This is a genomic window from Vibrio sp. 16 (assembly GCF_963681195.1).
GTDB classification, from domain to species: Bacteria; Pseudomonadota; Gammaproteobacteria; order Enterobacterales; family Vibrionaceae; genus Vibrio; species Vibrio sinaloensis_D.
Genome location: NZ_OY808997.1, coordinates 1,443,845 through 1,458,458 on the forward strand (window position 1 = coordinate 1,443,845; position 14,614 = coordinate 1,458,458).

Annotated in this window: 13 protein-coding genes; 6 read left to right on the forward strand and 7 right to left on the reverse strand. The window is 46.2% G+C overall.

Translation table 11 applies throughout. The annotated features are described in order from the left end of the window. Positions 1 to 6: 6 nt before the first annotated feature. From U9J37_RS06355 to sohB, 3 genes are all read right to left on the reverse strand, one after another. Positions 7 to 276: a PTS sugar transporter subunit IIB gene (locus U9J37_RS06355; RefSeq protein ID WP_038134134.1), complete on the reverse strand. Its 270-nt coding sequence runs from the start codon at positions 274 to 276 to the stop codon at positions 7 to 9. Between the two features lie 277 nt (positions 277 to 553). Further along, positions 554 to 1,036, reverse strand: coding sequence for a hypothetical protein (locus U9J37_RS06360; protein WP_005472978.1), 483 nt, complete (start codon positions 1,034 to 1,036; stop codon positions 554 to 556). Positions 1,037 to 1,244: 208 nt separating this feature from the next. Further along, positions 1,245 to 2,306 carry a protease SohB gene (sohB, locus tag U9J37_RS06365; protein ID WP_043887070.1) on the reverse strand — a complete coding sequence of 354 codons (1,062 nt, stop codon included), beginning with the start codon at positions 2,304 to 2,306 and terminating at the stop codon, positions 1,245 to 1,247. Positions 2,307 to 2,396: 90 nt separating this feature from the next. On the opposite strand from sohB, the gene U9J37_RS06370 reads away from it, so the two are divergent. From U9J37_RS06370 to U9J37_RS06385, 4 genes are all read left to right on the forward strand, one after another. Continuing rightward, positions 2,397 to 3,140: a YciK family oxidoreductase gene (locus tag U9J37_RS06370; protein WP_005473051.1), complete on the forward strand. Its 744-nt coding sequence runs from the start codon at positions 2,397 to 2,399 to the stop codon at positions 3,138 to 3,140. Positions 3,141 to 3,290: 150 nt separating this feature from the next. Next, the gene (gene imuA / locus U9J37_RS06375; RefSeq protein WP_005472996.1) at positions 3,291 to 3,968 is read left to right on the forward strand and encodes a translesion DNA synthesis-associated protein ImuA; all 678 of its coding nucleotides are present in this window, start codon (positions 3,291 to 3,293) and stop codon (positions 3,966 to 3,968) included. Positions 3,969 to 3,970: 2 nt separating this feature from the next. Further along, positions 3,971 to 5,371 (forward strand): Y-family DNA polymerase, encoded by a 1,401-nt coding sequence (locus U9J37_RS06380; RefSeq protein WP_005473028.1) that lies wholly within the window; start codon positions 3,971 to 3,973, stop codon positions 5,369 to 5,371. 8 nt (positions 5,372 to 5,379) lie between these two features. Then, positions 5,380 to 8,451 (forward strand): error-prone DNA polymerase, encoded by a 3,072-nt coding sequence (locus tag U9J37_RS06385; RefSeq protein WP_005473060.1) that lies wholly within the window; start codon positions 5,380 to 5,382, stop codon positions 8,449 to 8,451. A 50-nt stretch (positions 8,452 to 8,501) separates the two neighbouring features. On the opposite strand, the gene U9J37_RS06390 is transcribed toward U9J37_RS06385, so the two are convergent. Then, positions 8,502 to 9,449 (reverse strand): chemotaxis protein CheV, encoded by a 948-nt coding sequence (locus tag U9J37_RS06390; RefSeq protein ID WP_005473004.1) that lies wholly within the window; start codon positions 9,447 to 9,449, stop codon positions 8,502 to 8,504. A gap of 249 nt (positions 9,450 to 9,698) precedes the next feature. Further along, on the reverse strand, positions 9,699 to 10,916 hold the full coding sequence (locus tag U9J37_RS06395; RefSeq protein ID WP_005472977.1) for a sugar metabolism global transcriptional regulator Mlc: 1,218 nt from the start codon (positions 10,914 to 10,916) through the stop codon (positions 9,699 to 9,701). A gap of 237 nt (positions 10,917 to 11,153) precedes the next feature. Here U9J37_RS06395 and pyk point away from each other — a divergent pair, with 237 nt between their 5' ends. Beyond that, positions 11,154 to 12,596, forward strand: coding sequence for a pyruvate kinase (gene pyk, locus U9J37_RS06400; RefSeq protein ID WP_005472950.1), 1,443 nt, complete (start codon positions 11,154 to 11,156; stop codon positions 12,594 to 12,596). A 35-nt stretch (positions 12,597 to 12,631) separates the two neighbouring features. On the opposite strand, the gene U9J37_RS06405 is transcribed toward pyk, so the two are convergent. Together U9J37_RS06405 and U9J37_RS06410 are read right to left on the reverse strand one after the other, a co-directional pair. Continuing rightward, entirely contained in the window at positions 12,632 to 13,771 is a 1,140-nt protein-coding gene (locus U9J37_RS06405; RefSeq protein WP_005473036.1) for a patatin-like phospholipase family protein, read from the reverse strand. Between the two features lie 10 nt (positions 13,772 to 13,781). Further along, entirely contained in the window at positions 13,782 to 13,874 is a 93-nt protein-coding gene (locus U9J37_RS06410; protein ID WP_150114119.1) for a cytochrome bd-I oxidase subunit CydH, read from the reverse strand. 129 nt (positions 13,875 to 14,003) lie between these two features. Here U9J37_RS06410 and U9J37_RS06415 point away from each other — a divergent pair, with 129 nt between their 5' ends. Next, positions 14,004 to 14,597, forward strand: a complete 594-nt coding sequence (locus U9J37_RS06415; RefSeq protein WP_005472938.1) for an outer membrane beta-barrel protein — start codon at positions 14,004 to 14,006, stop codon at positions 14,595 to 14,597. The last annotated feature ends 17 nt before the right edge of the window (positions 14,598 to 14,614 follow it).

The following is a 14,614-nucleotide window of genomic DNA, read 5'->3' on the forward strand; positions in this document are numbered from 1 at the left end:
ACTTCCTTACATGAAAGTTTTTAATTGTTCTTCAATAGACGCTTTATCAAAAATATTTGCTAGGCTAACAATATTTGTTTTACCCGCTTCAGCTAATTGGTTTGCGACATCAGTTGCGGCAACCCAAATATCAGCACTACTTGATGCCGCTGAAGAGAGATCTTCATGATCAACCTCTGCATCTAGACCAATTTTTCCAGCAACTTCTTTAACGGCCATCTCCATCATCAATGAAGTACCAAGGCCATTACCGCATACAACCATAATCTTTTTCATAATATTCTTCTCGTAGGGTTTTAATCAGAAAGCTGTGTGCTTTCGTTTATTCGTTGAGATGGATAATATCCAAATCGCCCCAAAACAGAATAGATCACCATCACAAAACCAAAATGACCTCGTGACCAAGATCACGCAAAATGAAGTTTCAAACACACAATTTGTCACTAACACCGCGAAAGGAGCGGTAAACAAAAAGCATGTTTGAAATAAATGATATCGAGAGAAAAATAAAGTGTGAACTGGCGTTATGAACGGTGTTAAATAATAGCTGTGGTTATTTCCCGTAGTCGGAAAGCATTTTCTTCAAAAGACTATTAACATCTTTGGTCTTTTTATTTCTTTTCGTTAGAGCACTTAAAGATGTAGGCATTTCAGGTTTAGAGCATTCCGTTTCTTCTTCAACTCTATCTCGTAATTTTTGCACGGCGGGAAGTAACATACGAATTTCTTCACCATGCTCATTTTCAAGAACCACAATGTTCTCAGACTCAACTTGAATAATAGTTAAAATGCCGTGCTTAACTGACTCGACTCTTTCACCGACCATCGACGACTGAGGTGGAACAGAACGATCAGAAACTTGTCCACTGCGCAGTTTTGCAGCAGTAATAGAACGAATATTTCCGGTATTTTCAAACGCCACAATAACGGTATGCGTGTTGTAGTATTCAATTACCGTAACATAGCCATGTTTTTTTGTTTCAAATCGAGCGCCTATTTGCATATCGTGTGGCGCTTCTTGTTTTTTAATTAACATCCAGTGTACCTAGGACTTCTGTAAAAATCCGACATAAAGTAAGTATATACCCTGCGTACCACATTATAAATGGTTACCCTACGGCTTGTGGGAGTTTCTATTTCACCTATTCGCGGGAATCTAGTGGCCAACATGACTACACGTTATCCCTGATACAAAAAAGCGCCATCATTCGATAGGCGCTTTGATTCTACAAATGTAACTTTACTTAGACGATTGGGCGCTGTCCGCGGTCGATCAGCTTCATCAGTACGTTGTCTGCCGCCTCACCTGCCATGCCAGCAAGTTTAGACGTTAGCTTCTTTTTCTCAACGTAATGAATCGCCAGTACCGTTTTATCTTTACATGCTTCTACAACAAGGTCATCAGAGGTCTTAATCTCATCAACTAAGCCTAGGTCGTGAGCTTGTGTACCAAACCAATGTTCCCCTGTCGCAACTTTGTCTAACTCGAGTTCAGGGCGACGCTCACGGATAAAGTCTTTGAACAGGCCGTGGGTCTCTTCCAACTCTTGCTTGAATTTCTCACGCGCTTTATCGGTGTTTTCGCCAAACATAGTCAAAGTACGTTTGTATTCGCCTGCTGTTAGCTGCTCATACTCAATGTCGTATTTTTTCAGCACTTTATTGAAGTTCGGCAATTGGGCAATCACACCAATTGAACCCACAATCGCAAACGGTGCCGAGACAATTTTATCGGCGATACACGCCATCATATAACCGCCACTGGCAGCTACTTTATCCACGGCAATTGTGAGTGGCAAATTCGCGGCTTTAATTCGATCAAGCTGTGATGATGCCAGTCCATAGCCGTGAACCATACCACCACCAGATTCCAGTCTCAGTAGTACTTCATCGCCTTCACGAGCCACCGCTAGAATCGCAGTCACCTCTTCACGTAGCGAAGCGACTTCTTTGGCATCAATGCTGCCTTTAAAATCCAAAACAAATAAGTGAGGCTCACGTTTGCTGTCCAGATCGCCCTCTTTTGAGGCTTTCTTGATCTCTTTCTCTCGTGATTTGTTTTTCTCTTTTTCTTGCTTCTTCTCTGCTTTGTCACGCGCTTTAATGAAAGCGGCATCGTGCAGATGGTGCTCTAACTGCTCTACCGTGTTTTTATGCTGCTCAGTGAGGTTGGTAATTTCCAGCTCACCCTTCGCGCCGCCGCTTTTACCGCCTACCGCTTTGGCAAAAACTAAAATCGCTACAATCGCGACCACAACAGTCACAATCTTGGCCAAAAACAGGCCATAGTCCAATAAAAATTCCAATGCGATTATCCTCTAATAGTGCGAATTAGTGTATTGTAACCACCATCTTACGGAATCATAAAGTAAATCATTACAATAAGGATACAGATCGTGGATTATGCTGTTTCTTCAGATGCCCTGAAAGGCAAAGTCATCTTGGTTACTGGCGCGGGCGCGGGTATCGGTAAGCAAGCGGCACTCTCTTATGCAGAGCGTGGTGCTACGGTGATCTTGCTTGGTCGTACAGTGAAAAAGCTGGAGCAGACCTACGACGAAATTGAAGCGGCAGGTTACCCTCAACCAGCCATTATTCCACTGGATATGAAAGGTGCGACAAAGCAAAATTACCTTGATATGGCGGATACCATTGAAGGTCAATTTGGTCGCTTAGATGGCGTTTTGCACAATGCTAGCCTATTGGGTGTCATCAGCCCATTTGATCAAATCGGTGAAGATACTTACGACGATATTATGCAGGTCAATGTGAAAGCACAATTCTTGATGACTCAAGCGATTTTGCCGCTACTGCACAAATCAGACGACGCGCGTATTGTGTTCACCTCTTCAACGGTAGGTCACAGTGGTCGCGCTTTTTGGGGCACATACGCGATGTCTAAGTTTGCTACTGAAGGCATGATGCAGGTATTGGCTGATGAGTTAAGTGATACACACATTCGCGTGAATGCAATTAACCCTGGTGCCACTCGTACCGCAATGCGCGCCAAAGCTTATCCAGCAGAAGATACCGATTTGCTCAAAACACCACTGGATATTATGCCGCTTTACCTCTACCTGATGAGCCCTGAAAGTAAAGACGTGAATGGTCAGTGTATCGACGCACAACCAAAAAAATAACTCGAACAGCTGATTTATTTTCCAAATAATAATCAACGCCTTGTGTTCTCAACTCAGAAACACAAGGCGTTTTTTTATCCGCTCGACTCGTCTCGCTATTGCCGATAGTTCACAAACAATTATACTGTATATATATACAGGTATTTTGTTATGTATGAACTGATCGAACATCTCAAGCAGAAACAGTGGCTTTGGCAGGGTAACCAGACTCCCGAGTCTCAAGACTATTACGCAACGGGGTACTCGTTACTCGACCAAAAGCTAGAAGGTGGATTCCCTAAACATGGCGTTGTTGAATTGCAATCGCCGCAGGGAATTGGTGAACTACGTTTGCTGATTCCACACCTACAGCAGACTAGCCAAGAGCGCTTAGCGGTATTCATTCAACCGCCGGGTTACCTATGCGCGCAGCACCTTGCTTCACAAGGCATCGATTGTAATAAAGCCCTGCTTATTTATCCCAAAAGCCAAAAAGAAGCGCTGTGGGCCGCAGAGCAATGCTTAAGAAGCGGTGCATGCAGTAATGTTTTGCTCTGGGCGACAGAAATTGAAGTTCACCAAGCTCGGCGGTTGCAAGTCGCGAGCGAAACGGGCAACAGCCTCTCTTTTATCTTTAAGTCGGGGCAAAAAAATCGCTTCTCGCTCCCTGTTAGCTTAAGCATGACATTACAGCCCCATACCCTTGGTCTTGAAGTGACGATAACCAAACGTAAAGGAGGGTGGCCACACGGCAGCTTTGTACTGGATATGCGCCATTACTGGCCATCTTTGACAGTGCAGCCCAGCCAGCCGGTTATCTTGCCCTTTCCATTGCGCAGACAGGGGTAGTTATGCAGCTTTGGATCTATCTTCATTTTCCTACCTTGCAGCTTGACGCACTTTACGCCGAGCAGTCGGAACAGCCTTTGATCATCGTCGAAGGTAAACGTTTTCAAGTTGTACAACGTAATGCGCTGGCTAAAGAGCAAGGTATTGATCTTGGCATGGGGCTTGGCAGCGCCAGTGCATTATGCCAACAACTGCAAGTACATCCATATGATGAAAGTGTTGAGCATAAGACATTGCTCGATATTGCCCAGTGGCTTTATATGGTCACCTCAGACATTGCTCTCTTCCCGCCTCAAGGCATTTTGCTCAAGGCCACCGACATGCTTTCTCTTTATGGCGGGCTTAAGGCTTATTGGCAACACGTTTTTCGTCACCTTAGTACGCTTAAACTGACGTTTCATTTCGCAACTGGGTTTTCGCCTTTCTCAGCGATGTTATTGGCTAAATCAGAAGGCCAGTTCATCTGCCATGATAAGGATGAGATCATTCAGCGCCTCCAACGCTACCCTCTGATTGCCACTGAGCTCGATCCAAAACAAGTGGAGACCTTGTCCCGCGTCGGTGTCACTCATTTGCACCAGTTACTTGAACTCCCCATGCAAGACATCGCTCGTCGATTCGATATTGATTTGGTGAACTACGTAGGGCGATTGATGGGGCAATTCAAACACCCGATGGATTTCTACCATCCACCAGAGCAGTTCCAAAGTTATCTGGAACTTCTGTTTGATATTGAGCACATTCAATGGCTGGAAAAACCACTCGGCAAGCTACTCAACAAACTAGAGATCTTTCTTACTCTACGTAATCAAGTTGGCTATGAACTCGCATTAACTCTCCACCAGCGCGATCATCAAGACAGCTCGGTGACCTTTACATCCGCCTCTGGTGACTACTTGGCTCATCGTTGGATGACTCTATGCCAACTCACTCTTGAATCCATCAAGCTAGAGGCGCCGGTGCAGGGGCTCACTCTCAGCCTGATTCGCGGGGGGGAGCTCGAGTCGAGCAGTAAAGACATTTTCGCCGGTCACCAAGGGCAGCAAAGCGAACTTGAGCTGATTGGCTTGTTGCAAGCAAAACTCGGTCATGAGCGGGTTCGTAAAGTCGCGATGAGTGATGACCCAAGGCCAGAAAAAGCCACCCTGCTCTGCTCACCGGACCTACCCATTCCGCTAAAGCCCAACATCCAACGTCTTCGCCCTTCTTTGATGATGCCAGAGCCTGAGCCTTTAGCTGAAAAAGTCAGCATAATTCATGGCCCTGAACGCTTTGTGACAGGCTGGTGGGACGGCGATGAAATGACACGGGATTACTTTATCGCACGCAGCGATGCAGGACGCTGGCTGTGGGTGTTTCGTAACCAACAAATGCAATGGTTTCTACACGGTGTATTTAGTTAGAGGTGGTCATGAAGTACGCGGAACTGTTCTGCCAGACTAATTTTTCTTTTCTGACTGGCGCATCCCACGCTGAAGAGCTGATTTTACAAGCCGATTTTTTACGCTATCACTCATTGGCGATCACCGATGAGTGCTCGGTAGCCGGTGTTGTGCGAGCATACAAAGCGATAGAAACACACCAACTTAACACTCGGCTCATTATTGGCAGCATGTTCTGGCTCAATCAAGAGTGCCAAGTGGTGCTCCTTTGCCCAACTCATGATGCCTACGCAGAGCTGTGCCGCATCATTACCAATGCGAGAAGGCGCTCTGAAAAAGGCCAGTATCAACTTTCGGAGTGGGACTTGATGACAGTGAAACACTGTTTAGTCATTTGGTTACCCTCACATCAAGACTCGGATTTCAAATGGGGGCAATGGCTAACACAGCATCACCAACATCGATTATGGATAGGCATACAACGCCATCTAAGCTCGGACGAGAAGCAATACTTACAGCACTGTGAGCGACTCGCCCAAGAATTGGCTTTGCCGATTACTGCCTGTGGTGGCGTCTTAATGCACACCGCGACACGCTTGCCACTGCAACACGTTCTCACGGCAATTCAGTTAGGAAAAAGTGTCGATAATATTGGCAGCCACTTACTGACCAATACGGAGCGCACTCTACGCAGCAAAGAAAAACTCAGCAAACTGTTCAAACCGGAGTGGCTTGAAGAGAGTGTTCATATTGCCAAACGATGTAAATTTTCGATGGGCGAGCTCCAATATCAGTACCCAAGTGAGCTGGTTCCGAACGGCGAATCTCCCAACAGCTACTTACGTAAACTCGTGGAGCATGGCAAAAAATTACGCTTTCCTGAAGGCGTGCCTGCGCATGTCGAAGAGACAATAGACAAAGAGCTCGATCTGATTGAAGAGCTCAACTACCCATTTTATTTTTTAACCATTAATGACATCGTCATGTTTGCCAAACGTAACCGCATTCTCTACCAAGGGCGAGGTTCAGCAGCAAACTCGGTGGTCTGTTACTGTTTGGAAATCACCTCTGTCGACCCACGCCAAATCTCGGTTCTGTTTGAGCGCTTCATTAGTAAAGAGCGCAATGAGCCCCCCGACATTGATGTCGACTTTGAGCACGAACGTCGCGAAGAAGTGATTCAATACATCTACCAAAAATATGGCCGTGAGCGCGCTGCACTCGCCGCTACCGTCATTACCTATCGCTTTAAAAGTGCGGTGCGTGATGTAGGGAAGGCACTAGGCATTGAAGAGAGCCAACTCGACTACTTCATCAAAAACGTCAATCGTCGTGATCGCTCTCTAGGCTGGCAAGCACAGATTGTTGAGCTAGGATTGCAACCAGGCTCACTTAAGGGTGAGCAGTTTATCGCCTTGGTTAATGAAATCATGGGGTTTCCTCGACATCTCTCTCAGCACGTTGGCGGGTTTGTGATTGCAGCAGGCCCTCTTCATCAATTGGTGCCTGTCGAGAATGCTTCTATGCCAGATAGAACCGTCATTCAGTGGGACAAGGATGACCTCGAGAGCTTAAAACTGCTCAAAGTCGATGTCCTGTCCCTTGGAATGCTCAGTGCTATCCGCAAGTGCTTTGATTGGGTCAAAAAGCTGCACAATCAAGAGCTCAGCATCGCGGAGATCACGCGAAGGCAAGACGACCCCAACGTCTATCGAATGATCCAGCAAGCGGATACCGTAGGTGTCTTTCAAATTGAATCGCGCGCTCAAATGAGCATGTTGCCGCGCCTTAAGCCCGCCTGCTACTACGATTTAGTCATTCAAATCGCCATCGTCCGCCCAGGCCCAATACAAGGCGATATGGTCCATCCATTTCTCAAGCGCCGTGATGGGATCGAACCAATAACCTACCCTTCCAAAGAGGTAGAGGAAGTGCTGTCACGTACGATGGGAGTCCCCATTTTCCAAGAGCAAGTGATCAAGCTAGCAATGGTGGCCGCCGGATTCAGTGGCGGTGAAGCAGACTCCTTACGCCGCGCGATGGCCGCTTGGAAGAAAAATGGAGACTTAATCAAATTCAAAACCAAACTGATTGAAGGCATGCTCAGTCGCGGCTATGAGCTGGAATTCGCCGAACGTATTTTTGACCAAATTTTAGGCTTCGGTGAATACGGTTTTCCTGAAAGCCACTCCGCCTCTTTTGCGGTACTGGCTTATTGCTCCGCTTGGTTAAAACATTACTACCCTGAAGCGTTTTACACCTCCATACTCAATAGCCTACCAATGGGGTTTTACAGTGCTTCACAGCTTGTTCAAGATGCAAAACGTCATAATGTCATGATATTACCAGTCTGCGTTAACCAATCGCTGCATGACCATCAAGTCGTAAAATGTGGTGACAAGTTTGCGATTCGACTGGGCTTACGACAAATCAAAGGATTCAGTATTGAGAGTAGCCACCAGTTGATCAAGGCTCGCGGGAAACAAGGATTCAACCACCCGAATCAACTCAAACATATTGGTTTAAATCGACGTGATATCGAGTTGCTCGCGTCCGCCAACGCAATGCAATCCATCGCCAATAATCGCTACCAGACCCGTTGGTCCATGATGGATTCACTCTCTGATTTACCACTGTTTAAAGACATTCAAGAGACAGATTCAATGCCTGTCGCGGCTCCCTCTGAGATACAGACCTTGCTCGAAGATTACGCTGCAACAGGACTTTCTCTCCAGCAGCACCCTATTCGTTTACTCGACAAGGCGGGAATGTTGGGACGATTTACCCGTATGAGTGAACTCATGACGCGTCCGCACCAATCGTTAGTGACCGTTGTTGGTGTGGTCACAGGAAAACAAGCTCCCGGAACGGCGGCAGGTGTGACGTTTTTTACCCTTGAAGATGATACGGGCAACATCAATGTCGTGGTGTGGCAAGCCACCGCAAGAGCGCAAAAGCAAGCCTATCTCACCGCCAAAATACTCATGGTGAAAGGGATTTTAGAACGTGAAGGGGAAGTCACCCATGTGATTGCAGGGCGACTCATTGATATGACCGATAAGCTTGAAGGGCTGCAAAGTCGGTCACGGGATTTTCATTAAAAGACAAAAAAGGGTCCCTGAGACCCTTTTCGTTTTTAAAGCAATACTTCTTAATCGGTGAGTATATCTCTTAACCTATCTTGAGCGACCTCAACCAATAGGTCGGGTTGGAACTTAGAAATAAATCGATCACAACCTACTTTCTTTACCATCGCCTCATTGAAACTGCCGCTGAGTGAGGTGTTTAAAGTCACGTAAAGATCTTTCATTCTTGGGTCGCTACGCACTTCATGAGTCAACTTGTAGCCATCCATTTCTGGCATTTCAGCATCAGTGATCATGAGTAGCAGTTCTTCGACGACATTCTTACCTTCATCTGCCCACGATTTTAGCAGCCCCAGAGCTTCAAGACCGTCTCGGCACTCAATGATATTCAAACCGAGTTGAGATAAGGTTCCTTTGACCTGCGCACGAGCTGTCGAGGAATCATCCACGATCAGTACGTTACGTCCAACCATTTCAGCGGCTAACTGCTCATCAAGAACACCTTCAGAAATAGACACATCGTAATCGATGATTTCAGCGAGCACTTTTTCTACATCGATAATCTCGACGATTTCTTGGTTCTCGCCATCTTTAATTCGCGTAATCGCGGTAAGGTAGTTTGAGCGCCCTGCCGTTTTTGGTGGCGGCTGAATTTCCGTCCATGCAGTGTTGACGATATTACGAACTTGACCGACCAAAAAGCCTTGTACGGTACGGTTATACTCGGTAATGATTAAGTTCTGTTCTTGTGCCTCTTGGCGAGAAGGAGGAAAGCCGATCGCACTGCGAAGGTCAATGACAGGAACAGACACACCACGCAACGAAGCAACGCCAGTAATGTTGTGATGAGAACCCGGCATTTTCGTCAACTGTGGCACTTTAATGACTTCGCGAACTTTAAACACATTAATGGCAAAGATCTGTCTACTGTTTAGACTAAATAACAACAACTCTAAACGGTTTTCACCAACTAGGTTCGTACGCTGATCAACCGTATTTAAAACTCCAGACATACCACTTCTCTACCAAAAGGTTATATAAACAAAATAGTCTAAAGAAAGACTAAGGTAAAAACTAATACCAAGACCACTAATTTGTATTTTAACAAAGTGTAGATATGGAAATAGAGACCGAGGTCAATGGCACCAGTGATGAAGACTCGGCACCTCAAACCCTCTACTAGCAAAAGTATAGTCTGCTAATAACAGAAAGATTATAGGGGTTTAGTGAAAAGATAGATAGTAAGTGAGCAACCGAAGGCATTAGCCCTCGATCACTTTCATCAATAATAGGCCGTCATAGAGCGCTTGCTTGATAAGTGCTGCGCCCGGCATGGTTGCCTGTTTGTAGAATCGAGACTCAACCAGCTCAAGATCTTGATGGTAAACAGGAAGGCTTTGCTCTTCGATGCATGTTTGAATCGCAGGATAAAGCACTTCTTTAGCTTGGTTAATCGCGCCACCAATCAATATCTTCTCAGGGTTGAAAAGGTTAATCACAATCGAAATGGCCGATCCTAGGTAACGCCCCAACTTCTCTACAACATCAACCGCTAGCGCATCACCTTTTTCTGCGGCTTCACAGATGTCTTCAACAGAAATTTCTTCTATTTCCGACAATATCGACGCTTCACCGTTCGCGATACGCTCTGCCACTTCACTACGGATAGCTTGCGAACTCGCCACGGTCTCTAGACAACCGCGATTTCCACAGTGGCATTGTTTACCATTTGGGTCGATCTGAATATGTCCAAGCTCGCCGATATTGCCATGACGACCTTGCAACACTCGGCCATCGAGTATGATGCCTGCGCCCAAACCATGGTGGATGGAGATTAACACCGAGTTATCGTTTTCTTGAGAGTGACCAAAGAGCTTCTCCGCCAACGCCCATGCACGCGTATCGTTGGCAATGAAAACGGGGAGCCCTGTCGCCTTATAGATTTCTGGGCCAAGAGCCAAATTCTCGACATTGTAGTGTGGCATCTGCAACACAATGCCCTGCTCGGAATTCACTAAGCCAGGAAGAGTGATAGCGATACTCGTCACACGGTCAAGTTGGTCAGAATAGGTTTGGAAAAACTCGTCAATTTCATGCAGCAGGCGAGCAAGCACATCTTCTTGATCAATTTCATGAATGTCGATTTTTGTATCAATCAATACATCACCGCCCAATTCATGCAGAGCAATGGTCAAGTAGCCTCGGCCAAGACGCATCGATAAAAATTGCCAACCCTCATTGTTCACTTGCAAACCAACCGCAGGTCGCCCCCGACTGGTGGCCTCTTGCACGGTTGTTTCATGAATGAGGTGGGCTTCGATCAATTCACGAGTAATCTTGGTGATACTAGCGGGTGCCAGTTCACTCTCCTTCGATAAATCGATGCGAGAAATAGGCCCTTTTTGATCAATGAGTTTATAGACCCGTCCAGCATTGACCTGCTTGATATGATCAATATGGCCAGGTTGAGCCATGTACATAGAGTGCTCCGAATATCAACAACTAGGTAATTTTTTTACTTTGCGAAGTAATTGTGAAGAGCTTTGATAGATCGCCGTGACAAGTGTCACGTATAAACATGTTTCTTTGTGTACCCAGTCAAATAGCGAAGGCTTTATCACATTTCATGCTCTATTTTTTTGCATAAATAATTATGTATTTTTCCTACCCGTCTAAAATTACTAATTATCACGCAGAGTCAGATCAAGGAGATCATAATGACCTCACCACAAAGAAGAACAAAAATCGTCTCAACACTCGGACCTTCAACAGATAAGCCTGGAATATTAGAAGCAATACTCGAAGCGGGCGTGAATGTCGTTCGCATGAATTTCTCGCATGGTACCGCCGATGACCATCGCCAACGCGTGACTCGTGTACGCAACATCGCCGCTAAACTGGGTACACACATTGCGATTCTTGGCGATCTACAAGGGCCGAAGATCCGTGTTTCGACGTTTGCAGAAGGAAAAATCCACCTCAATGTCGGTGACAATTTTACGCTCGACAGCGCGCTTCCTGCGGGTCAAGGCAATCAGGATGCCGTAGGTTTGGATTACAAAGCGCTGCCTCAAGATGTGTCTGCGGGTGATGTTCTTCTGCTCGATGACGGGCGAGTCCAATTGAAAGTCATTGGCGTCACTGACACAGAGGTTCGTACCAAAGTGACCATTGGTGGTGCGCTATCCAATAACAAAGGCATCAACAAAAAAGGCGGTGGCCTTTCCGCCGATGCCCTGACTGAAAAAGACAAGAATGATATTAAGCTCGCGGCCGAACTCAAAGTCGATTACCTAGCGGTTTCTTTCCCGCGTAATGGCGAAGACATGAAATACGCAAGACGCTTAGCGCGCGATGCAGGGCTTCACGCAAGGCTGGTTGCCAAAGTAGAACGAGCAGAAACCGTTGCGACCGAAGAGAATATCGATGACATCATTAAAGCTTCAGACGCCGTCATGGTGGCGCGTGGCGACCTTGGTGTGGAAATAGGTGACCCTGAGCTAATTGGTGTACAAAAACAGCTTATACGACGTGCTAGAGCGTTAAATAGAACCGTCATTACTGCAACACAGATGATGGAGTCGATGATGGAAAACCCAATGCCTACACGAGCCGAAGTGATGGATGTCGCCAATGCCGTGCTCGATGGCACCGATGCAGTGATGCTATCTGGCGAGACTGCCGCAGGTAAATACCCATTAGAAACCGTACGATCAATGGCAGAGGTCTGTTTAGGAGCCGAGAAGATGGCCGACATCAACCGTTCGAGCTATCGAATGGAAGAGGTTTTTGAAAGCAGCGAAGAGACAATCTCGATGTCGACCATGTTCGCCGCCAACCATATGCGCGGCATAAAAGGCATCATCACATTAACCGAATCGGGTCGTACCGCATTGATGACATCTAGGTTGAGCTCTGGTTTACCTATTTTCGCTTTATCGCGCAACGAAGCGACGCTGAATCTCTCAGCGCTGTATCGCGGCGTCTTTCCGGTTTATTTTGATTCTAAAGGAGATACGGGGTTAGTTACGGCTCAAGCGGCGGTCGAGACCCTGAAACAACGAGGGCTGTTAGACGACGGTGACCTTGTGATCATTACTCAGGGCGATGTGATGGATGTGGTTGGTTCAACCAACTGTATGCGTATCCTATCTGCCTAACCAGATCATAAAAATGCAATAGGGAGCGACGCTCCCTATTTCATTTCTTGTGGAATAAGCTGGCTATAGGTTTCAACGAAACGAAAGCCCGCGTCGAGTCCCAACTGATAGTCATGCAACAAACTCTCCTTTTCACTCAGCAATGAGCTTGAACGCAGCGGCTCTTCGGGCTTTATCTGGACAATAAAACAATCATCTGGCGGTGCTTGGAGAAAATCTTGGGTTAACGAGTAGGTCTGATAATGAACCATCAACATATCCGCCAACCCAGAATCAAATTTATCTCCAAGAAGGTGGCTAAGCCTATAGATATCATCGGCTCCAAATAACCAACGCCCGCCATTCAATGCCTCAAAATGGTTAAGCTCGGGTTTATGTCGATGCGCTCGCGAAACCTGCTCGTTCAAGAAGGTATTCCAATCAGATTTCCATTGTATTAATTTACTCTGCCAATGGCCTTGGATAGAGTTGAATGAATCGCGAAACCATTCAACCGCCTCCTTTTCAACGACTTCCGGAGTGTCCGACACCAAATCGTCGCCTTCAGTTCGAATCACAACAATGCATCGAGCTTCGCGGCGCCATGCTTCCTGTACGGGTATTGACGCAGACACACCACCATCTACGTATATACCATGTTCAAATTCGACCGGTTGATTGTACAACCGTGGAATCGCACAGGTCGCAATTAGGACTTTTTTCCAATCCTCACTGAGCATTGGCAAATAATGGTCCATCAACTTGTGGGTATCAGTTACCGCTGCAAACGCTTCTCGCCCGGCGAGCACCTGGCGTCCCATATCAATATCAAGACGATACGGATAGTCGGATACGCGATCGAGCGCCCAATCTAAACCCAAAAATTGGCGACGGCGAATATAGCTAAACAGATGGAAAAACTGAGGGTCTGTGGTCAAATCGAGAATAAAGTATTTACCAATACCGCGCTGACGACAAAGAAACGCACATAAATTCAACGCACCGGCGGACGTGCCGTAGAAGGAATGAAAAGGATCGAAGTTTGATAAAAGAAAGGCATCTAATACACCAGAGGTAAAAATACCCCTTTGGCCGCCACCTTGAGCAACCAACGCATTTTTACCGCCGGTGTACTTTTTGAAGTTCTGAAGATCGAGTTGTACCGCAGCGTTTGTCACCACACCGCTATTTCGCATTCAAAACTCTCTACATTGTCGATATCGCGACAACGCCAAATCCAATTAAAACGGAAAAGACGACAGCCGTGATGATTAGGGCATATTTGAGATCGTGTTCCATAGACACCTCCTTCTTGTTTAACAAAGTAATAACATCACTGTGAATCATCTTCAATAATTGCGTTTTTTTTGTGCTTAATTATGGTGTTAGCATCACAATTAGTAGGTGTATTCAATCTTTGGAGCCAGTATGAACTTTGTTATCCGCGCGGGAGTTTTCTTATGTTTACTCGGAGCAACTCACGGCTATGCAGCCGAACTGTATATCACGCCATGGGTGGGATATACCCTAGGCGGCAGTGTTGAAAACCAAGATGGCGATGACTTTGATCTTGAAGCGTCTACTAACTTGGGATTGAGTGTCGAAACCGATCTAGACAACGGACGAATAGGCTTATTCTATACTCGACAAGCCACCAAAGTAGAACAGGTCAACTTGGATTCGGATGTGCACTATTTGCATTTTCAAAGCAGCATCCAATATGAACTGAGTCAGGATTTTTCTTCTTATTTAGGGCTTGGATTAGGAGGTTCTTACGTAGATGCAGAGTGGGTAGACAACAAACTTGGTTTTTCAGCATCAATTTTTGGTGGATTCGAATACCAAATTACCGACTATCTTGCGGCAAATGTTCAAGCCCGATGGTTAGGTACCGTCGTTGACAATGACACTAAAGGAGTATGTAACCTCCCAACAACTGGCTCTGATTCTTGTGTGATTCAATTTAAAACATCTTGGATGAACCAGTTTTCTACCAACGTCGGCTTAACTTGGCGTTTTTAATCAAGCTTTTGGGGGGA